This is a genomic window from Ligilactobacillus agilis DSM 20509 (assembly GCF_001436215.1).
Lineage (GTDB): Bacteria > Bacillota > Bacilli > Lactobacillales > Lactobacillaceae > Ligilactobacillus > Ligilactobacillus agilis.
Window position 1 is genome coordinate 22,685 of the sequence record NZ_AYYP01000026.1, and the last position, 19,949, is coordinate 42,633.

A 19,949-nucleotide genomic window follows, 5' to 3' on the forward strand; every position below is an offset into this window, starting at 1 on the left:
GGGTTTAAGCACTAAAATTCCCCTAGGTTAGCCAGTTAACCTAGGGAAATGCCTTAGTCAATTTGCGCTAGCGTAGCTTCTGCTTGACTAAAATCAGCTTGAGGGTATTTACGTTTTAATGCTAGTAACAAAATTCGTTTGGCTAGATTATGATTTCTAGCTAAAATTGGCCCGTGGAAGTATGAACAAAAGGTGTTCTTATAGATTGCACCTTCAGTTTGATCCTGACCATTATTACCGTGGCCGGTTAAGACTTTACCTAAAGGCCGTTCGCCAGCACCGAGGTAAGTGACCCCGTTATGGTTTTCAAAGCCAACGTAAACTTCACCAGTCTCTTCGTTTTTGATATCAATATCACCGATAAAGCGGTTATGGTCTTGGCTCTTTGTATAGTGAGGTAAGGCTGAGATACCTTCGATTCGCTGACCGTTAGCGCCAATATAATACTGGCCTAAAAGTTGATAACCACCACAAATTGCTAAAACGGGGCCGTTATCTTCAATAAAAGAGGTTAGGGCAGCTTTTTTACTCTGAATATCCTTAGAAACAATCACCTGCTCGTAGTCTTGACCGCCACCAAACAAGGCTAAATCAAAATTAGTGGGGTCAAAAGTTTGGTCTAGGGAGATCACTTCTGAAGTCAGGGTGACGTTAATTTTTTTAGCGTAATAATTTAAAACTAAAATATTACCGATGTCTCCGTAAGTGTTCATTAAATCACCGTATAGGTGGGCAACGTGTAATGAGTAAGGCATTATTCCATCCCTCCCTTAATATAACCTTCGCTTGCCAGTAGTTTACGTAACTGTAAGACGGCGGTATAGGTTGCAAGTACATAGACGTGTTTAGTAGGCATCTGTTTAACCTTGGCTAAAACGGCCTCTAATTTAGGCTCTTGGTCAAAGTTTGCCTCAGGTACACCGGCCACGCGCATTCTAAAAGTAATATCTTTATACCGCTCACCCCCGGTTAAAACGGCGGGAATCCGCTCAAACGGTAGGTCTTCGAAGCGACCATCCCAAATCCAGGAGGTGTCAATTCCGTCTGCATAGTTAGCATTTAATAAGACCGCTAAAGAAAATGGTTCGGGGTCGGTTTTTATCATTTCCAAGACTTGATCAAGCCCGACGGGGTTTTTAACTAGGATTAAAGTCAGTTCCTTATCAGCAAGCTTAATAACTTCTTGGCGTCCAAAAACCTTTTCGTCAGGATCGTCTAGGGCGGCTTGAATTAAGTCTGGGCTAACACCTAGGTGAGCTCCAACCGCAAAGGCGGCTAAGGCATTATAGATATTATAGGTCCCACCGATATGAAGCGTAAGCGGCTGGCCGTTTACTTCAAACTTGGAAGCTTGTGGGCTTTGGCTGATTAGCTTAGTAACTTTATAGGTTAACTCGGGCCGTTTAAAACCACAGTTAGGGCAGTAGTACTTACCTAGGTTGCTGTAAGTCAAATTTTTATAGGCCAAGATGCGTTGACATTTGGGACACAGTAAGCCATCCGTATTGGCAGGGGCCTTTTGGTCGTAATCAGCACGGTGGTCAAAACCATAGTAGATAACTGGGTTAGGTAACTCAACGCTATTGAAAATAGGGGCATCCCCATTGGCAATGATGGTGGCTTTGGGATGCATCCTCACCCCAGTTAAGATTTTTTCGTAGGTCGTGTAGATTTCACCATAACGATCCATTTGGTCTCTAAATAAGTTAGTCAGCACAAAGGCGCTTGGTTTAATGTATTGAGAAATAAGGGGAACGTTAGCCTCATCTGTTTCTAGGACGGCTAAATTTTTGCCACTTTTGGCTTTCTTATGGGTCAAAAAGGCAGTTACGATTCCCTGTTTCATATTAGAACCGCTGGGATTAGTCAATAGGTTAGGGTATTTTTGTCTTAGTACCTTAACGGTTAAAGCGGTTGTCAAAGTCTTTCCATTGGTTCCGGTGATAATGACGATTTCATAATCTTTGGCTAAACTTTTTAGTACGTCCGGATCAAGTTGCAGGGTAATTTTTCCGGGTAAGGCAGTTCCGCCGTGCAAAAATTTGTGTAAAAACCAATATGAACTTTTACCAGCACTAATTGCTAGTGAACTTTTGATAGACATAAACATTCCTCATCTTGTTTTAACTTAATATCTAAATGTTAGCACATCTTAATTAATAAGCTAGCAAAAAGTTTTGATTATTAGCTATTTTTAAAAAAGCGGTGTTTCTTAGGGGATTTTTTCTATTTGTATTCACAGAAAGGTTAAGCTATACTAAAAAGGGAAGACTAAATTTGGGATGTGAAAAAAGTGGCACAGCTTTTTTTTCGTTATGGTGCGATGAATAGTGGTAAAACGATTGAGATTTTAAAGGTTGCCCATAACTATGAAGAACAGGACAAACAGGTAATTATATTAACAAGTGGCCTGGATGATCGTGACGAGGTTGGCTATGTTTCAAGTAGGATTGGAATGAAGCGCAAAGCCTTGCCGGTCTTTAGTCAAACTAACATTTATGACGAAGTAATTAAACACAATGCCGCTGCAGATTGTATTCTAATTGATGAGGCGCAATTTTTACAAAAGCATCATGTGCTAGAACTGACTAAAATCGTGGATGAATTGGGAATTCCTGTTATGACCTTTGGCTTGAAAAATGATTTCCGTAATGAATTATTTGAGGGGTCAAAATATTTGCTGTTGTATGCCGATAAAATAGAAGAAATGAAAACGATTTGTTGGTTCTGCCAGAAGAAGGCAACGATGAATTTACGGGTGCATAACAATCAGCCAGTCTATGCTGGGGAACAAATTCAAATTGGGGGAAATGAGGCCTATTATCCAGTTTGCCGTCGGCATTATTTTAACCCTGATTTAGAAATGATGAGTAAAGGAGAATAAAATGGATAAATTATTTGATCGGTTACAAATGCTAGAAGACCGCTATGAAGAATTAGGTGAATTATTGTCGGATCCAGAAGTAATCGCTGATACTAAGCGGTTTACAGAACTATCTAAGGAAATGGCCGATTTACGTGAGACGGTTGAAAAGTATAACCAATATAAAGAAGTTAGCCAACGAATTAGCGACGACGAAGAAATGCTTAACGAAGGACTTGACGACGATGAAATGACAGAAATGGTCAAGGCTGAATTGGCTGACTCTAAGGACGAAAAGCAAGCTTTAGAAGAAGAAATCAAGATTTTGTTGATTCCTAAGGACCCTAATGATGATAAAAACATCATCATGGAAATTAGGGGGGCTGCTGGTGGTGACGAAGCCTCCTTATTTGCTGGTGATTTGTTTAATATGTATTCTAAGTATGCAGAACGCCAGGGCTGGTCAATCGAAGTTATCGATCGCAATATGACCGAAGTTGGTGGTTTTAAAGAAGTAGCCATGTTGATTAACGGTAAGAATGTTTACTCTAAGTTGAAATATGAAAGTGGCGCTCACCGGGTCCAACGGGTGCCTGTGACTGAATCAGCTGGACGGGTCCACACGTCAACGGCAACAGTGGTAGTTATGCCTGAAGCAGAAGACGTTGAGATTGAATTAGATCCAAAGGATATTCGGGTCGACGTTTACCGTTCATCCGGTGCCGGTGGACAGCACATCAACAAGACGTCTTCAGCCGTCCGGATGACCCACTTACCAACTGGGATTGTGGTGGCTATGCAAGACCAACGATCACAACAACAGAACCGTGAAAAGGCAATGAAAATCTTAAAGGCCCGGGTTTATGACTACTATGCTTCTCAAGAACAAGATGCCTATGATGAAAACAGAAAGTCAGCCGTTGGGACTGGGGATCGGTCCGAACGAATTAGGACTTATAACTACCCTCAAAACCGGGTGACTGATCACCGGATTGGTCTTTCGCTAAACAAGTTAGACCGGATTATGAACGGTGAGTTAGAGGACGTTATTGATGCCTTAATCCTCTTTGACCAAACTAAGGCCTTGGAGAAATTACAAGATGCCTAAGATGACCTATTTTAAAGCTCAGCAATGGGCTTTTTCTTTTAGTGCGGAGCATGGATACTTAAAAGAGGATGTCGACTTCTTGTTACTAGGGCAACTGAATTGGACCTTAGCCCAGTTACTGAGTAATTATCAACGTGAGATGCCAGCTGCCGCTTGGGAAAAGTTTCAGACTAACGTTAAAAAGATGTGTCAGGGTTACCCGCCCCAATATTTGCTAGGTAGTACCAGTTTTTATGGGCTTAAATTGCAAGTAACTCCGGCGACGTTAATTCCCCGTCCGGACACAGAAGAACTAGTTGATTTTATCCTAACGGATTTGCAAGCTCAAAAAGATTTACGGGTAGCTGACATTGGAACCGGTACAGGGGCGATTGGACTAGCTTTGAAGTCAAACAAACCAAGTTGGGATGTAAGTTTAACTGATATTTCCGAAGCTGCCTTGGCGGTTGCTAGAAATAATGCCCATGCCTTGGGGTTAGACGTTGAACTGAAACAAGGTGATTTATTAACACCGTTAGTTGGACGCTACGATGTGATTGTGTCTAACCCCCCTTACATTCCTAAACGCGAAGCGGATTTAATGGACGAAAGTGTTAAACGCTATGAACCCGCGTTGGCTTTATTTGCGGCTAAAGATGGTCTAGCAATTTATGAACGTTTGGCTAAAGAAATCCGGCCTTACTTGCAGCCTAAGGCGCGTTTATACTTAGAAATAGGTTTTAGCCAGGCTAAGCAAGTACAGGTACTATTTTTACAGGAATTTCCGCGGGCACAAGTTACGGTTAAGCAGGATTTAACCGGGCATGATCGGATGATTAAAGTAGAATTTTAAAAGAAGGGATCAACATGTTAATTACAAAAATATACCAACCAAGTGAGGTCAAACAAGCTGCAAAAGAATTAACCTTAGGAGAACTAATTGCCTTTCCAACTGAAACGGTTTATGGGTTAGGAGCTGATGCAACTAATGAACAAGCGGTAAAAAGGGTTTATTTAGCTAAGGGCCGTCCTTCCGATAATCCCTTGATTGTGACGGTTGCATCACGCGAAATGGTTAAGCAGTATACCGGTGAACTTCCCGAAGCTGCGGTTAAATTAATGGATAAATTTTGGCCGGGACCGCTGACGATGGTTTTTCCAATTAAAGACGGCAGTTTACCCAAAGCGGTTACTGGGGGCTTAAAGACGGCTGCCTTTCGGTGTCCAGCTAATCAGTTGACGCGGACTTTAATCGCTGAGGCCGGGGTGCCGTTAGTAGGGCCATCTGCTAATTCGTCTGGTAAGCCAAGCCCGACAACCGCTCAACATGTCTACCATGACTTAGAAGGAAGAATTGCCGGGGTTTTAGATGATGGTCCGACTAGTGTAGGGGTCGAATCGACTATTTTAGATATGTCTAGCAAGCAACCTACAATTTTACGGCCGGGAGCAGTCAGTCCGCAAGAAATCGCGGCTGTTTTGGGTCAGGAGGTTATTTCTGATAAACACCATGTAGGTCAAAATGAGGTGCCTAAGGCTCCAGGGATGAAGTATAAGCATTATGCACCGGCAGCCCAAGTGTTGATTGTGGCTCAAGACAAGTGGGATGCCGCCTTGGCTTGGGCAAAAGACCACGCGAATTCAGTTGGGATAATGGCTAGCCCGCAAGTTATTAGCCGGGCGCCTGGTTTGAATACGTATGATTTAGGAGCCGATGTAGTTACTGCCAGTCAGCATTTATTCGCTGGCTTGCGTTACTTTGATGACCAGGCCGAGGTTAAATGGATTTTAGCGCCAGCCTATCCAGAAGAAGGCCTGGGTGAAGCTTACATGAACCGGTTGAAAAAGGCAGCGGGTAATCAATTTTTTGAGGCATAATTAGGGATTTTTAACTGGTAATGTTTAGCACTATCGGCTAAAATAGTTATGGTTTAAAATTTTTTTGAGGAGTGTTGAACGTGGGAAAATTTGAAGTTTTGGATCATCCTTTAATCCAACATAAGTTGACAATCATTCGGGACAAGAACTGTGGGACGCGTGAATTTCGTCAATGTGTAAATGAAATTGCTGAATTAATGGCTTATGAAGTTTCGCGGGACATGGCTCTAGAAGATGTTGAAATCGAAACCCCAATGGGTAAGACTGTGCAAAAGCGGTTAGCCGGTAAAAAAGTGGTAATTGTTCCCATTTTACGGGCTGGCTTAGGGATGGTTGATGGCATCTTAGAATTAATTCCTGCCGCTAAGGTTGGTCACATCGGAATGTATCGTGATGAAGAAACAATGAAACCACACGAATACTTTGTCAAGATGCCAGATGACTTAGAAAATCGTGAAATGTTTATCGTCGATCCAATGCTTGCAACAGGTGGCTCAGCTATCATGGCCGTAGATGCCTTGAAGAAGCGGGGCGCACGTTCAATTAAGTTTGTTTGTTTAGTGGCCGCTCCAGAAGGGGTCGAAGCTTTACGAGCAGCTCATCCAGATATTGATATCTTTGCAGCCGCTTTGGATGAAAAGCTAAATGAAAATAGTTACATTATCCCTGGCTTAGGGGATGCTGGTGACCGTTTATTCGGGACTAAGTAAGTATCTAAGTTGAGGTTTAAAGCTACAAACCGTACTAGGTTTGTGGCTTTTTTATTTGCTAAAAAATGAAATTTTTTTGAAAACGCAACCAAGTTCTTATTTAAGAATGTGGTAATAGTTTCTATTAGTTATTAACTATTATGCGGGGTAATGACGGCTAGAATACTATTTTTATAAAGCTAAAGCATATGCTAACTATAATATGTAAATTAAATAAAATATTTACTTATGTTAGGATATAAAAATAGATTATGCTTACTGGAGTAATTGGCTATAAGAAGCCGAATGATGGCTTTTTATGACTGGGATATACAAGTTTAGTTTTTTAATTAATTCTAAATAAATCCCAATAAATAACCGATTTACAGCGACAGAAAGCTAATTTTGCCTTTGTATTTTCATTGAAATGGTGGTATTATTTCATTTGTATTCAAGCTTTTCAAACTTGAATCTTTCTATCTTATTTTGGTTGATGTTTAACCATTTTTGACAATTTAGGAAAAGAGGTGAAACCCCGGTGGATGAAAAGACTCAAATCGTGACTTTTCTAGGGATTCCGTTTAACTTGTCCAACATTATTTCAGGAACTGTTGCGGCTTTCCTTGTCTTTTGTTTGGTTTTTTGGCTTTCACGTAATATTCAAATGAAGCCAAGTGGGAGACAGAATCTCTTAGAATGGATTATCGATTTTACAAATGGCATTGTAAAAAGTGCAATTCCGGATGAAGCGGGAAAAAGCTATGGCTTGCTAGCATTTACACTATTTGTGTTTATCTTTGTTGCAAACCAGTTGGGCTTGGCAATTGAAGTTTCTTACAATGATTATAACTTTATGAAAAGTCCGACCTCAATGCCAATGACGACAATGACGCTAGCATTTATCGTATTCTTGCTAGCTCATTACATGGGTGTTAAGAAGTTCGGCTTTAAAGGTTACTTTGTGAATACGTTCATGAGTCCAATGAAAGCTTTGTTACCTATTAACATTCTCGAGCAGTTTACTAACTTTATTACCTTAGCGTTACGTCTTTATGGTAATATTTTCGCCGGTGAAATTTTGCTAACCTTGATTTATAAGTTAGCAAAGATTAATGCGTTTGTCTTTATTCCAGCTTCCGTGTTGGAATTAATCTGGCAAGGTTTCTCAGTCTTCATCGGAAGTATCCAAGCCTTTGTTTTCACAACGTTAACAATGGTATACATTTCACAAAAGATTGAAAAAGAATAATGAGGAGGATTCTCAAATGGGTTCATTAACATTAATTGGTGCAGGTTTAGCAGCTGCAGGTGCTGCAATTGGTGCAGGTGTCGGTAATGGTTTGGTTATCTCAAAGATGCTTGAAGGTATGGCACGTCAACCTGAATTATCAGGGCAATTACGGACAAACATGTTTATCGGTGTTGGTTTGATTGAAGCTGTTCCTATTATAGCGATTGTTATTTCATTCTTACTTGTGTTCCAATAAACAAAGGACTTGTTTTAAATACTAAAGTAAGGAGGTGTCAATAGATGAATTCAACATTTCTTTTAGGAGCTGCTGAAGAAGGCTTTGCTTGGGGTGACTTCTTATTTTACCTAGTACTATTTATTATTTTGATGGCACTAATTAAGAAGTTTGCTTGGGGACCTGTAACCGAAATGATGGAAAAACGGGCCACTAAGATTGCAACTGATATTGATGCTGCAGAAGAATCACGCAAGAAGGCTGAAGATTTAGCTCAAAAGCGGGAAGAAGCCTTACAAGCTTCACGCACTGAAGCTTCTGAAATTGTTAACCGTGCTAAGCAAAACGGTGAACAACAAAAGGCTACCATCGTTAGTGCGGCTCATGATGAAGTTGTCACAATGAAGGCCAATGCTAAAAAGGATATTCAACAGGAACGTCAAGAAGCATTAGCTAGTGTCAAAAATGATGTGGCTGAATTATCTATTGAAATTGCTTCGAAGATCATTCAAAAAGAATTGAGTGCGGCTGATCAAAAAGCACTAGTAGATTCATACATCGAAGGGTTGGGGAAGCAAAATGGCATTAGATAATCCAACAGTAGCCCGTCGTTATAGCCAAGCCTTGTTTGAAGTTGCTCAAGAAAAAGGGCAATTGAAAGATTTAAGTTTGGAGCTTAATGAGTTAAAGAAGGGTTTACTTGCACAACCACAATTTATAATTTTTATGGCAAGTCCGGCAATCAAACCGGAAGCAAAGGTAGCTATGATAAATGCTATGACTGAAGAAGCATCTGATTTGACTAAGAATTTAATCATGATGGCTTATGATTACGGTCGGATTGCAAACCTAGTTACAATTATTGATGCATTTAATAATTTATACGATGAATATGAAAAAGTAGTAAGGGTTAAGGTCACTACTGCGATTAAATTAGACAAAGAACAAGAAGACAAACTCAGTGATTCATTTGCCAAGCTTGTTGGTGCTAAGAAAGTCATCGTTAATCCGCAAATTGATGAGAGTATCATCGGTGGAGTTGTTTTACAATCGAAAAGCTATATTTATGATGGCTCGATTAAAACAAAGATTGAACGCATTAAGCGGTTATTATTGAAATAAGTAATTTTAAAAGAGGTGAGACTTTTATGAGCATTAAGGCTGAAGAAATCAGTGCTTTAATCAAACAACAACTTGCTGGTTACCAAGACCAATTAGAAGTTGCTGAAGTTGGTACTGTAACATACGTTGGTGACGGGATTGCCCGGGCCAACGGGTTGGATAATGCCTTATCTGGTGAATTGCTAGAGTTTGAAAACGGCACATACGGAATGGCTCAAAACTTGGAAGCCAACGATGTCGGGATTGTTATTTTAGGTGCTTATAAAGGTATTCGTGAAGGCGATACTGTTAAGCGGACAGGTCGAATCATGGAAGTCCCAGTTGGGGAAGAATTGATTGGCCGGGTTGTTAACCCATTGGGACAACCAGTGGATGGACTTGGTGAAATTAAGACCACTAAGACCCGTCCTGTTGAAAGAAAGGCACCTGGTGTTATGGAACGGCAATCTGTTGCTGAACCATTACAAACAGGGTTAAAAGCAATCGATGCGTTAGTTCCTATCGGTCGTGGTCAACGTGAATTGGTTATCGGGGACAGAAAGACAGGTAAGACTTCTGTTGCCATCGATACTATCTTAAACCAAAAAGACCAAGACATGATTTGTATTTACGTTGCGATTGGTCAAAAGGAATCTACTGTTAGAACACAGGTAGAAACCTTACGTCGCTACGGAGCAATGGAATACACTATCGTTGTTTCTGCCGGTCCTTCATCTCCTGCATCAATGCTATGGTTAGCACCATATGCAGGGGCTGCCATGGGGGAAGAATTTATGTATAACGGTAAGCACGTTTTGATTGTTTATGATGATTTATCAAAACAAGCCGATGCTTACCGGGAACTTTCCTTGATCTTACGTCGTCCTCCTGGTCGTGAAGCTTACCCTGGGGATGTCTTCTACTTACACTCTCGTTTACTAGAACGGGCAGCTAAGTTAAGTGATGAATTAGGTGGCGGTTCTATGACTGCCTTACCATTTATCGAAACTAAGGCCGGGGACGTTTCTGCCTACATTCCAACTAACGTTATCTCAATTACCGATGGACAAATCTTCTTGAATAGTGATAGTTTCTACTCAGGAATTCGGCCCGCAATTGATGCCGGGACATCTGTTTCCCGGGTTGGTGGGGCAGCGCAAATTAAGGCAATGAAGAAAGTTGCCGGGACCTTACGTTTGGACCTTGCTTCTTATCGTGAATTGGAATCATTTGCACAATTTGGTTCTGACTTGGATGAAGCAACTCAAGGTAAGTTAAACCGTGGTCGGCGGACAGTGGAAGTTTTGAAGCAACCACTTCACAAACCACTTCCAGTTGAAAAGCAAGTTGTAATTTTATACGCCTTAACACACGGTTTCTTAGATACTGTGGCTGTGGACGATATTTTACCATTCCAAGACCAACTCTTTGATTTCTTTGATGCTAACCATCAAGATTTACTTGCTGAAATCAAGACAAGTGGTCAGTTACCTGATACAGCTAAGCTTGATGCCGCTATCAAAGATTTTGCACAAACATTTCAAGCTAGTGCTAAATAGAAAGGGTGGTGAGAGCTGATGCCAGCTTCTTTGCAAGAAGTTAAACGTCGAATCGAATCAACTAAAAAGACCGGGCAAATTACCGGGGCTATGCAGATGGTCTCAACAGCTAAATTGAGTCAAATTCAAAAGCACGCTGTCAGTTACCAGGTCTACGCACAAAAGATTCGTAGTGTCATCACTCATTTGGCTAAGTCTCACCTATTAGACTCTGCTGCAACCGGCGAGAGTGAGACTAGTCAAGATGGCAAAATCAATACTTTGGGAATGTTAAAACAACGTCCCGTCAAAAAAACAGGGGTTGTGGTTATCACTTCTGATCGTGGCTTAGTAGGTAGTTATAACAGCAATGTTATTAAGCAAACTATGTCATTGGTTAATAGTGGCGAACGCAACAAGGATAACGTAGTTATTCTAGCAATCGGTGGTACTGGTGCTGATTTCTTTAAGAAACGTGGCTATGAAGTAGGTTATGAATACCGGGGAGTAAAGGATATTCCAACTTTCCGTGAGGTACAGCCAATCGTTAATGCAATCGTTACAATGTATAGTAATGGTCAATACGATGAGTTGTATGTTTGCTATAGTCACTTTGTTAACACCTTAACGTCTGCCTTTCGTGCAGAAAAGATGTTACCAATTTCTGCTGAAAACATGGGGAGCGATGATTTTAATACTCCTGATGAAAATGGTTTGATGGCAGATTATGAAACGGAACCTTCACAAGACGCAATTTTAGAGGTAGTTTTACCTCAATATGCTGAAAGTTTGGTTTACGGGGCAATTTTAGATGCAAAAACATCGGAACATGCTTCCAGTTCAACGGCCATGAAGTCTGCTACTGATAACGCTAAGGATTTAATTGCAAGTTTAGAGTTGCAATATAACCGGGCGCGTCAAAGTGCAATTACGACAGAAATCACAGAAATTACTGGTGCACAGGCTGCCTTAGAATAAGAATAACAGGAGGAATTTAACGAAATGAGTCTTGGTAAAGTAGTTCAAATTATCGGACCTGTTGTCGATGTACAATTCCCTCTTAACGAAGCTTTACCCGACATTAACAACGCCTTACATGTTAAGCGTGAAGATGGCTCTGTCTTGGTCATCGAAGTTACGCTTGAATTAGGTGACGGTGTTATGAGAACAATCGCCATGGATTCAACTGACGGGCTTCAACGTGGAGCCGAAGTTGTTGATACTGGCGCACCAATTAGTGTTCCTGTTGGGGAAGATACTTTAGGACGGGTATTTAATGTTTTAGGTGAAACCATCGATAATGGCGAAGAATTTTCAGAAGATCACCGGCGTGATCCAATCCACCGTGATGCTCCTGCCTATGATCAATTAAATACAAGTACAGAAATCCTTGAAACTGGGATTAAGGTTATTGACTTACTTGCCCCTTACATTAAGGGTGGTAAGATTGGGTTATTCGGGGGGGCCGGTGTTGGTAAGACCGTTTTAATCCAAGAGTTGATTCACAACATTGCCCAAGAACACAACGGGATTTCAGTGTTCACTGGTGTTGGTGAACGGACCCGTGAAGGTAATGACTTGTACTTTGAAATGAAAGAATCTGGCGTTTTAGAAAAAACAGCCATGGTATTCGGACAAATGAATGAGCCTCCTGGAGCCCGGATGCGGGTTGCCTTAACAGGGTTGACAATTGCGGAATACTTCCGTGATGTTGAAGGTCAAGATGTGCTCTTGTTCATTGATAACATTTTCCGGTTTACTCAAGCCGGGTCAGAAGTTTCTGCCCTTTTAGGTCGGATTCCTTCTGCCGTAGGTTACCAACCAACTTTGGCAACTGAAATGGGTCAATTACAAGAACGGATTACATCAACTAAGAAGGGTTCAGTTACATCTATTCAAGCGGTTTATGTTCCTGCCGATGACTACACTGACCCTGCGCCTGCAACTACATTCGCCCACTTGGATGCAACCACTAACTTGGAACGTGCCTTGACTCAACAAGGTATTTACCCAGCTGTGGATCCATTGGCTTCTACTTCTAGTGCCCTTTCTCCAGAAATTGTTGGGGAAGAACACTATCAAGTTGCAACCGAAGTTCAACATATCTTGCAACGTTACCGTGAATTACAAGATATTATCTCTATCTTAGGGATGGATGAACTTTCTGATGAAGAAAAAGTTATCGTTGCTCGGGCTCGGAGAATCCAATTCTTCTTGTCACAAAGCTTCAACGTTGCTGAACAATTTACTGGTTTGCCAGGTTCATATGTTCCAGTTGAACAAACGGTTAAGGGCTTCAAGGAAATCTTAGAAGGTAAGTACGATGACCTTCCAGAAGAAGCTTTCCGTTTAGTTGGACCAATCGAAGACGTAGTTGAAAAAGCCAAGAAATTAGCAAACCAATAAAGGGGGTAGCGTAAAATGGATGCTAAATCTGTTATTACCGTAAATATCGTTACACCCGATGGCAGTGTTTATGATGCGACTACGGACCTAGTTGTTTGCAAGACAACTGTTGGTGAAATTGGGATTATGCCCAACCACATTCCAACTTTAGCTGCCCTTGCAATTGATAGGGTTCGTGTTCATAAAGGTGAAGAAAAGTTTGATGAAATCGCCGTTAGCGGGGGCTTTATGGAATTTTCTGACAACACTTTATCGATTGTGGCTTCAGCTGCAGAAAAAAGTGAAGATATTGATACTAACCGTGCACAACGGGCTAAGGAACGCGCTGAAAAGCGGATTGCACAAGCTAAGGAAAATCACAATGTTGACGAATTGAAGCGGGCGGAAGTTTCCTTACGTCGTGCTGTTAACCGGATTAGTATTTCTAGTCATAGATAGTTAGCTAAAAGGCATTGACCTTCCGGGTCGATGCCTTTTTTACTAAAGTTTAAGTCTTTACTTAAATTAGAAAATTTTAGTGACTAAAAGTAAAGTTTATGCTATGATTATCACGAATTCTTAACGAGGTAATGTTATGCAATATTATGGATATTTGGCGCTAATTACATTAGTGAGCCACTTTATTTTTATAACGTTAGCCTTTATGGGGTTTCAATCATTAAGGTTAGATCGTTACATTACACCAGAACGTCAAGGTAAATTTAAATTGGTCATAGTAATGCTATCCGTAGCAGTTGGTTTTGGTTGTAGTGAATTTTTCTTGAATTTTATTGATAGCGCACGCAACCTAGTCTATCTTATTAGCTAGATTGGCTGTCGGTAAATTTTAATTACAAAAAGCTGTAAAAGCCAGTATTAGTGCTGTGTTAATGGAGGAATTATCTTGGAAAAAATTATTGTTCGTGGTGGTCGTAGGTTGGAAGGCGAAGTAGAAATAGAAGGGGCTAAAAATGCGGTGTTGCCTATTTTAGCGGCTGCAATTCTTCCCACCAAGGGACGGACTGTGTTAACAAACGTACCTATTTTGTCTGATGTGTATACGATGAATAACGTTATCCGTTTTTTGAACGTAGAAGTCGGCATGGACGAGGCAAGTAAAACAATTGAACTTGATGCGACCGGTAAACTATCTTATGAAGCGCCCTTTAAGTACGTTTCTAAAATGCGGGCCTCAATCGTAGTCTTGGGTCCACTTTTGGCACGGTTAAATCATGCCAAGGTTGCAATGCCCGGCGGTTGTGCAATTGGTTCGCGCCCAATTGATTTGCACTTGAAAGGCTTAGAAGCTCTAGGTGCTAAGATAAAACGGCATGATGGCTACATTGAGGCTAGTACAGATGGTTTAGTGGGGGCCAATATCTACCTTGATTTTCCAAGTGTTGGGGCTACGCAAAATATTATGATGGCCGCCACCTTGGCTAAGGGAACCACTGTAATTGAAAATGTTGCCCGTGAACCTGAAATTGTTGATTTGGCTAACATTTTAAATAAAATGGGAGCTAATGTAAAAGGTGCCGGGACAGAAACCATCAAGATTGTAGGGGTAGATGAGCTTCACGGAACTGAGCATGCAATTATTCAAGATCGGATTGAAGCAGGAACCTTTATGGTGGCAGCGGCTTTGACTAAGGGAAATGTACTTATCAAGGATGCCATCGCTGAACACAACATCCCGTTAATTTCTAAATTAGAAGAAATGGGTGTTACCGTTAAAGAAGAGGCAAGGGGAATCAGAATTATTGGCCCGGATAAGTTAAAGCCAGTAGTAGTGAAAACCTTGCCACACCCAGGGTTCCCAACGGACATGCAACCGCAGGTGTCCATTCTTCAGTTGGCTGCTAGTGGCACGAGTCTATTAACGGAAACAGTCTTTGAAAATCGCTTTATGCACTTAGAAGAACTGAGACGGATGAACGCTGACTTTAAGGTGGAGGGAAATACGGTTATCTTGTATGGACCAACTGACTTCAATGGTGCTGAAGTGGCTGCAACTGATTTACGGGCAGCTGCAGCTTTGATTTTAGCCGGCTTAGTGGCAAGAAACATTACCCAAGTAACCCACCTTCAATACTTAGACCGGGGCTACTATCACTTCCACCAAAAGCTAGCAGCTTTAGGGGCCGAAATTAAACGGATAAATGATGTTACTGGTGATGTAGAGTACCGGTTACAACGTGATTTGATTAAGTAAAAAAACAGGTGTCTAACCACTGAAATAAGGCAAGTTCAGTGGTTAAACACCTTTTTGATTGACTTTTCAAGCGGTATTGGTTCATGTTATAATACTTTCGATGCATAAAAATATATGACAAGTGAATCCTAGTAAAATTAAAGTATTAAAGAGGAGTTTTAGTATGGCCAAAGATATCGGTATCGATTTAGGTACTGCCAATGTTTTAATAAACGTTAAGGGTAAGGGAATCGTTTTAAATGAACCCTCAGTTGTGGCGGTAGATACGATGAGTAATAGGGTGCTAGCAGTTGGCTCTGAGGCATATAAAATGGTGGGACGGACCCCAAGCAATATCCGGGCAATTAGACCCTTAAAAGATGGGGTAATTGCGGATTTTGATATGACCGAGCAAATGTTATCTTATTTCATCAAGAAATTAAATGTAAAAGGCTTTATGTCTAAGCCTAACATTATGATTTGTTGCCCAACTAATACCACTGAAGTTGAGAAAAAGGCCATTCGCCAAGCTGCAGAGAAGTCTGGCGGGGGCAATGTTTATTTGGAAGAAGAACCCAAGGTAGCAGCGGTAGGAGCTGGTTTAGATATTTTCAAGCCACAGGGAAACATGGTAATTGATATCGGTGGTGGGACTAGTGATATTGCTGTCCTATCACTAGGTGACATTGTAGTCAGTCGGTCCTTACGTGTAGCAGGTGATAAGCTGAACCAAGATATTGTTACCTACTTACGCAAGAAACGGGGGCTTTTAATCGGTGAACATACGGCCGAAAAAATTAAGATTGAAATTGGGACGGTGCTTAAAGGCCACCGCGATAAGGAAATGGAAGTGCGGGGACGTGACGTGGTTAAAGGAATGCCTGAATCAATTACGGTTACTTCTGCCGAAATTGAAGAAGCTTTGCATGACACAATGATGTCCGTTATTATCGCTGCCCATGAGGTTTTAAGCCAAACTCCCCCTGAATTAGCGGCTGATATTATTGATCGGGGAATCGTTTTAACCGGTGGTGGTGCACTCTTAGATGGAATTGACGAATTATTCTCTAACCAATTACAAGTACCGGTGGTGGTAGCAGATTCGCCGTTAGATGATGTAGCTGTAGGGACAGGCTACTTGTTAGATAAGGTGGAACAAACTGGTAAATGACAATAAGTAAGCTTTTAAAAGGAATTTTAATTGGGCTGATAAGATTTTACAAAGGGTGGATATCTCCCTTATTTCCGCCTAGTTGCAGGTATTATCCGACTTGTTCAACCTATACTATTGTAGCGATTGAAAAGCATGGACCCATATTGGGGCTAATTATGGGATTTAGCCGTATTCTAAGGTGTAATCCCTTTGTTCCTGGCGGAATAGATTATGTTCCTGATAAATTTAGCTTAAGGCGTAATCCTGATAAAACTTACAGAGAAATAAAGAGCGATAAGGAGTAATCTCGTGTCAAGAAAAGATAAAAATATTCAAATTACTGAAGAAGAAAAGATGGTTAATGGTCAATTAGTCACAGAATTAACGGCTAAGAAAAGTAAGTTGGGGCAAGTAATTGCTGACCAAGATAAGTTTATTGCCGTGTTACCAAGTGGCGAGCGCTTTAATGTGAAGACAGAAAATGAAGCACTTGACCTATTGATTCGTGACTTCCACTTACATCGGGGTTAAAAGCTAAAAAAGCACTAAATTTGCCGGCTGATTATTGCTTCAGTCGGCAAATTATCTATAATAAGTAGTATTCAAATTTTAGTTAAAGGGGATTTTTCCATGCTAAAAAAACAATTTTTAAGCATGAAAGCTGACGATGATGCCAGGATTGACTGGGGAATTATCTTTTGTGTCTTGGTCTTGGCGGTAATTGGGATGGTGTCCATCTACGTTGCGGTTAAGCATGATACTAGTACTGCCAGCATCACCAGGGTAATGTTATCACAAGCAATTTGGTACACCTTAGGAGCGATTATCGTTATCTTTTTGATGCAATTTGATGCCGAACAACTTTGGAAAGTAGCGCCGGTAGCTTATGGAATCGGAATTTTTCTTTTGATTATGGTGCTGATTTTTTATAGTCGTTCCTATGCAGCCCTAACCGGGGCTAAGAGTTGGTTTGCACTGGGACCATTTACCTTCCAGCCGTCAGAAATTATGAAGCCAGCCTTTATTCTGATGATGGGGCGGGTTATTACCCAACATAATTCAGAGTATTATGAGCACACCATGAGAACGGACTGGTTGCTGTTGGGCAAGATGATTGCCTGGTTAATTCCGGTGGCAGTCTTATTAAAATTGCAAAATGACTTTGGGACAATGTTGGTTTTCTTCGCAATCTTTGGGGGGATGGTAATTGTTTCTGGTCTGACTTGGAGAATCATTGCCCCGGTAATTGCAGTTGCCACGGTTTTAGGGTCGACTGCGATTTTCCTAGTAGTTTATAACCGCGCAATCCTGGAGAAAATCGGCTTTAAGGCCTACCAATTCAGCCGGATTGATTCATGGTTAGATCCCTCTGCATCAACTAACGGGACTAGTTATCAGTTGTGGCAAAGCATGAAGGCAATCGGCTCAGGGCAGCTTTTAGGAAAAGGTTTCAATGTTTCCAAAGTTTACGTCCCAGTGCGGGAATCAGATATGATTTTTTCAGTAATTGGTGAAAACTTTGGTTTCATTGGGAGTTGTCTCTTAATCTTCGTTTACCTCTTACTGATTTTCCAAATGATTCAGGTAATCTTTGATACCAAAAATGAATTTTATGCCTATATTTCAACTGGAGTTATCATGATGATTTTATTCCACGTATTTGAAAATATCGGGATGAGTATTGGTCTGTTGCCATTAACTGGGATTCCTCTTCCCTTCGTTAGTCAAGGGGGGTCAGCTCTGTTAGGAAATATGATGGGGATTGGCTTTATTATGTCAATGCGCTATCACTACAAGAGCTACATGTTTAGTAACCAAGACGAGAGTGATTTTAAATAGAACTAATAATGCGTTGTCTATGTGAACTGAAGGCAACGCATTTTTTAATTAGCTCGAAAGGCTACCATTCTTACTAAAAACACAGTATAATTTCTAATGAGGTGATACCTATGAAGAAATTTTACTGTTACTCTCGGTGTTCAACTTGTAAGAAGGCCAAGAAGTGGTTGGATGAGCATGAGGTAGTTTATGAACAACAGGATTTGGTGGAACTTCCTCCCACTAAGGAAGAGTTATTAACCTGGATTAGTAATTCGGACCAAAACTTGCGTTACTTCTTTAACACAAGTGGCCAGCATTATCGGCAGTTGGGCCTAAAAGATAAGGTGGCCCAGATGTCAGTTGCTGAAGCGGCTGAATTGTTGGCTAGTGATGGCAAACTAATCAAACGGCCGTTGATGGTGGAGGGAACCAAGGTAACTTGTGGTTTTAAAGAGGACGTCTATCAAGCAACATGGCTCAATTAGAATTGACACCTAAAGCTAATTGGGGCAGGAAGATACTGCTAGTCGCTTTAGGGTTAGCGTTATTAGGAAATTACTTGCGGGGAACACAACTGCCGGTAGATGTTTCCGGCTTAAGTCCCTTAATCTTATTTAGGATTTCTCAATTAGGGGTTGGGTTAGCTACAATTAAAATTCTATTTATTGATGCCAACAGTTGGCGTTTTAAAGCCGGCTTTTTAGCTATGAGCTTGTTTTTGTATTATGTCGGCTCTAACGCCCACTTACTGGATATCTTTTTTTACTTTGTGATTTTAGTGGCGGCTAAAGATGAAGACTATCGTTGGTTATTAAGGTGTTACTTAATCGAAGTAGCTGTGATAATGCTTAGCCTAGCACTCCTGACTTTTGGGGGAATACTTAATGATATGACCATGGTTAGACCTGGGGGAACGTTACGAATGTCATTTGGTTCCGTTACCCCCTCAGATTTTGCTGCCCACGTGTTTCACTGGCTAGTAGCTTATTTTTGTTACCGCAATTTTAAGCTCAGTTGGATAGAATATCTAGTCAGTCTAGTGGCTACCTGGGGAGTATTTAGGTTTACGGGGACCAGGTTAGATTTAATATTAATGGCGGTCACGCTAGTTCTAGCTGTTAGCTACCCTAAGCTAAAGAAACTCATTAACTACCTTGATGGTTGGAGTTTAGGGGCCATCATGCTAGTGTACTTGGGCTTTAACCTAGCTATGAATTATTTGTTTACACCTGAGTGGACCTGGTTTAGGAGGGTGGATGAACTTTTGTCTCACCGCCTAACTTACGGACAGCTAGCCTTGCAAAAACCGCTGACCTTATTTGGACGTTACTTTAGGGAAAATGGTAATGGCAAGTTTAACCCCCACCAACCGTACTTTTTCATTGATTCCTCCTTTGTACGTCTGCTAGCTATGCAAGGAATTTTATTGTTTACTTGCTTTGTTATCATGCTAATTTTTCTAGCCTGGCGGTTTAAAGCAGAACGAACTTACAGCCTCTTGCTAGGCCTAGGGTTAGTCTTGTTGAGTGCTGCGATTGACCACCATTTGTGGGAACTATCCTATAATTTTATTTTTTTGGCTAGTTTAACGGATAATCAGCATTTTATAGTCAAAAGAAAGTAGTGACTTTTTCAACCGTTTGAAATAAGCACTACTATTTTTTTGTCTAAAGAGGCTAAAATATTTTTGCTTTTGGCCGATATAGATAATGTACAAAAAGGTCAACTACCCCTCACTAAAGTGAGAGGCTTGTAGATCACGACCTTACGGTCAGTG

23 protein-coding genes are annotated in these 19,949 nt (G+C 41.0%); 21 read left to right on the top strand and 2 right to left on the bottom strand.

Translation table 11 applies throughout. The features are described from left to right. Positions 1-53 precede the first annotated feature (53 nt). Together FC14_RS04045 and FC14_RS04050 are read right to left on the bottom strand one after the other, a co-directional pair. Positions 54-755, bottom strand: a complete 702-nt coding sequence (locus tag FC14_RS04045) for a type 1 glutamine amidotransferase (RefSeq protein ID WP_056976577.1) — start codon at positions 753-755, stop codon at positions 54-56. Beyond that, a complete protein-coding gene (locus FC14_RS04050; RefSeq protein WP_056976578.1) occupies positions 755-2,104 on the bottom strand; it encodes a Mur ligase family protein in 1,350 nt (449 codons plus the stop codon). The genes FC14_RS04045 and FC14_RS04050 overlap by 1 nt, the downstream gene beginning before the upstream one ends. Positions 2,105-2,293: 189 nt before the next feature. Here FC14_RS04050 and FC14_RS04055 point away from each other — a divergent pair, with 189 nt between their 5' ends. The 21 genes from FC14_RS04055 to FC14_RS04155 all read left to right on the top strand — a co-directional run bounded on the left by FC14_RS04055 (position 2,294) and on the right by FC14_RS04155 (position 19,796). Beyond that, positions 2,294-2,884, top strand: a complete 591-nt coding sequence (locus FC14_RS04055) for a thymidine kinase (protein WP_056976595.1) — start codon at positions 2,294-2,296, stop codon at positions 2,882-2,884. A 1-nt stretch (position 2,885) separates the two neighbouring features. Further along, positions 2,886-3,971: a peptide chain release factor 1 gene (gene prfA / locus FC14_RS04060; protein WP_050611982.1), complete on the top strand. Its 1,086-nt coding sequence runs from the start codon at positions 2,886-2,888 to the stop codon at positions 3,969-3,971. After that, positions 3,964-4,803 carry a peptide chain release factor N(5)-glutamine methyltransferase gene (gene prmC / locus FC14_RS04065; RefSeq protein WP_056976579.1) on the top strand — a complete coding sequence of 280 codons (840 nt, stop codon included), beginning with the start codon at positions 3,964-3,966 and terminating at the stop codon, positions 4,801-4,803. Before prfA ends, prmC begins: the two co-directional genes overlap by 8 nt. A gap of 14 nt (positions 4,804-4,817) precedes the next feature. After that, positions 4,818-5,828: an L-threonylcarbamoyladenylate synthase gene (locus tag FC14_RS04070; RefSeq protein WP_056976580.1), complete on the top strand. Its 1,011-nt coding sequence runs from the start codon at positions 4,818-4,820 to the stop codon at positions 5,826-5,828. An 80-nt stretch (positions 5,829-5,908) separates the two neighbouring features. Continuing rightward, a complete protein-coding gene (gene upp / locus FC14_RS04075) occupies positions 5,909-6,538 on the top strand; it encodes a uracil phosphoribosyltransferase (RefSeq protein ID WP_050611985.1) in 630 nt (209 codons plus the stop codon). A 517-nt stretch (positions 6,539-7,055) separates the two neighbouring features. Further along, entirely contained in the window at positions 7,056-7,766 is a 711-nt protein-coding gene (gene atpB, locus FC14_RS04080; RefSeq protein WP_056976581.1) for a F0F1 ATP synthase subunit A, read from the top strand. Between the two features lie 16 nt (positions 7,767-7,782). Beyond that, entirely contained in the window at positions 7,783-8,004 is a 222-nt protein-coding gene (gene atpE, locus FC14_RS04085; protein ID WP_056976582.1) for a F0F1 ATP synthase subunit C, read from the top strand. Positions 8,005-8,048: 44 nt separating this feature from the next. After that, positions 8,049-8,576: a F0F1 ATP synthase subunit B gene (gene atpF, locus FC14_RS04090; protein ID WP_056976583.1), complete on the top strand. Its 528-nt coding sequence runs from the start codon at positions 8,049-8,051 to the stop codon at positions 8,574-8,576. Beyond that, positions 8,563-9,105: an ATP synthase F1 subunit delta gene (gene atpH / locus FC14_RS04095; protein ID WP_056976584.1), complete on the top strand. Its 543-nt coding sequence runs from the start codon at positions 8,563-8,565 to the stop codon at positions 9,103-9,105. Before atpF ends, atpH begins: the two co-directional genes overlap by 14 nt. Positions 9,106-9,131: 26 nt before the next feature. After that, positions 9,132-10,643 (top strand): F0F1 ATP synthase subunit alpha, encoded by a 1,512-nt coding sequence (atpA, locus tag FC14_RS04100; protein WP_056976585.1) that lies wholly within the window; start codon positions 9,132-9,134, stop codon positions 10,641-10,643. An 18-nt stretch (positions 10,644-10,661) separates the two neighbouring features. Next, positions 10,662-11,600 (top strand): F0F1 ATP synthase subunit gamma, encoded by a 939-nt coding sequence (locus tag FC14_RS04105; RefSeq protein ID WP_056976586.1) that lies wholly within the window; start codon positions 10,662-10,664, stop codon positions 11,598-11,600. A gap of 24 nt (positions 11,601-11,624) precedes the next feature. After that, positions 11,625-13,028: a F0F1 ATP synthase subunit beta gene (gene atpD, locus FC14_RS04110; protein ID WP_056976587.1), complete on the top strand. Its 1,404-nt coding sequence runs from the start codon at positions 11,625-11,627 to the stop codon at positions 13,026-13,028. A 15-nt stretch (positions 13,029-13,043) separates the two neighbouring features. After that, the gene (locus FC14_RS04115; RefSeq protein ID WP_056976588.1) at positions 13,044-13,466 is read left to right on the top strand and encodes a F0F1 ATP synthase subunit epsilon; all 423 of its coding nucleotides are present in this window, start codon (positions 13,044-13,046) and stop codon (positions 13,464-13,466) included. Positions 13,467-13,602: 136 nt separating this feature from the next. Continuing rightward, positions 13,603-13,836 (top strand): DUF1146 family protein, encoded by a 234-nt coding sequence (locus tag FC14_RS04120; protein WP_050611997.1) that lies wholly within the window; start codon positions 13,603-13,605, stop codon positions 13,834-13,836. Positions 13,837-13,911: 75 nt separating this feature from the next. Next, the gene (gene murA, locus FC14_RS04125; protein WP_056976589.1) at positions 13,912-15,219 is read left to right on the top strand and encodes a UDP-N-acetylglucosamine 1-carboxyvinyltransferase; all 1,308 of its coding nucleotides are present in this window, start codon (positions 13,912-13,914) and stop codon (positions 15,217-15,219) included. A gap of 163 nt (positions 15,220-15,382) precedes the next feature. Then, complete coding sequence (gene mreB, locus FC14_RS04130; protein WP_050611999.1) at positions 15,383-16,369, top strand: rod shape-determining protein; 987 nt, start codon at positions 15,383-15,385, stop codon at positions 16,367-16,369. Further along, positions 16,366-16,656 (top strand): membrane protein insertion efficiency factor YidD, encoded by a 291-nt coding sequence (yidD, locus tag FC14_RS04135; protein ID WP_056976590.1) that lies wholly within the window; start codon positions 16,366-16,368, stop codon positions 16,654-16,656. Before mreB ends, yidD begins: the two co-directional genes overlap by 4 nt. A 4-nt stretch (positions 16,657-16,660) precedes the next feature. Continuing rightward, positions 16,661-16,882, top strand: coding sequence for a DUF2969 domain-containing protein (locus FC14_RS04140; RefSeq protein WP_056976591.1), 222 nt, complete (start codon positions 16,661-16,663; stop codon positions 16,880-16,882). A 99-nt stretch (positions 16,883-16,981) separates the two neighbouring features. After that, positions 16,982-18,190, top strand: coding sequence for an FtsW/RodA/SpoVE family cell cycle protein (locus FC14_RS04145; protein WP_056976592.1), 1,209 nt, complete (start codon positions 16,982-16,984; stop codon positions 18,188-18,190). A 110-nt stretch (positions 18,191-18,300) separates the two neighbouring features. After that, complete coding sequence (locus FC14_RS04150; RefSeq protein WP_056976593.1) at positions 18,301-18,657, top strand: arsenate reductase family protein; 357 nt, start codon at positions 18,301-18,303, stop codon at positions 18,655-18,657. Then, entirely contained in the window at positions 18,645-19,796 is a 1,152-nt protein-coding gene (locus tag FC14_RS04155; protein WP_056976594.1) for a hypothetical protein, read from the top strand. Before FC14_RS04150 ends, FC14_RS04155 begins: the two co-directional genes overlap by 13 nt. Positions 19,797-19,949 lie beyond the last annotated feature (153 nt).

Coding starts and splice junctions, on each gene's coding strand:
- FC14_RS04115 (WP_056976588.1), top strand. CDS start 13,044: ATGGATGCTAAATCTGTTATTACCGTAAATATCGTTACACCCGATGGC.
- yidD (WP_056976590.1), top strand. CDS start 16,366: ATGACAATAAGTAAGCTTTTAAAAGGAATTTTAATTGGGCTGATAAGA.
- FC14_RS04155 (WP_056976594.1), top strand. CDS start 18,645: ATGGCTCAATTAGAATTGACACCTAAAGCTAATTGGGGCAGGAAGATA.
- FC14_RS04050 (WP_056976578.1), bottom strand. CDS start 2,104: ATGTCTATCAAAAGTTCACTAGCAATTAGTGCTGGTAAAAGTTCATAT.
- atpH (WP_056976584.1), top strand. CDS start 8,563: ATGGCATTAGATAATCCAACAGTAGCCCGTCGTTATAGCCAAGCCTTG.
- FC14_RS04105 (WP_056976586.1), top strand. CDS start 10,662: ATGCCAGCTTCTTTGCAAGAAGTTAAACGTCGAATCGAATCAACTAAA.
- FC14_RS04045 (WP_056976577.1), bottom strand. CDS start 755: ATGCCTTACTCATTACACGTTGCCCACCTATACGGTGATTTAATGAAC.
- atpE (WP_056976582.1), top strand. CDS start 7,783: ATGGGTTCATTAACATTAATTGGTGCAGGTTTAGCAGCTGCAGGTGCT.
- prfA (WP_050611982.1), top strand. CDS start 2,886: ATGGATAAATTATTTGATCGGTTACAAATGCTAGAAGACCGCTATGAA.
- prmC (WP_056976579.1), top strand. CDS start 3,964: ATGCCTAAGATGACCTATTTTAAAGCTCAGCAATGGGCTTTTTCTTTT.
- FC14_RS04150 (WP_056976593.1), top strand. CDS start 18,301: ATGAAGAAATTTTACTGTTACTCTCGGTGTTCAACTTGTAAGAAGGCC.
- FC14_RS04120 (WP_050611997.1), top strand. CDS start 13,603: ATGCAATATTATGGATATTTGGCGCTAATTACATTAGTGAGCCACTTT.
- FC14_RS04070 (WP_056976580.1), top strand. CDS start 4,818: ATGTTAATTACAAAAATATACCAACCAAGTGAGGTCAAACAAGCTGCA.
- atpF (WP_056976583.1), top strand. CDS start 8,049: ATGAATTCAACATTTCTTTTAGGAGCTGCTGAAGAAGGCTTTGCTTGG.
- atpA (WP_056976585.1), top strand. CDS start 9,132: ATGAGCATTAAGGCTGAAGAAATCAGTGCTTTAATCAAACAACAACTT.
- mreB (WP_050611999.1), top strand. CDS start 15,383: ATGGCCAAAGATATCGGTATCGATTTAGGTACTGCCAATGTTTTAATA.
- atpD (WP_056976587.1), top strand. CDS start 11,625: ATGAGTCTTGGTAAAGTAGTTCAAATTATCGGACCTGTTGTCGATGTA.
- FC14_RS04145 (WP_056976592.1), top strand. CDS start 16,982: ATGCTAAAAAAACAATTTTTAAGCATGAAAGCTGACGATGATGCCAGG.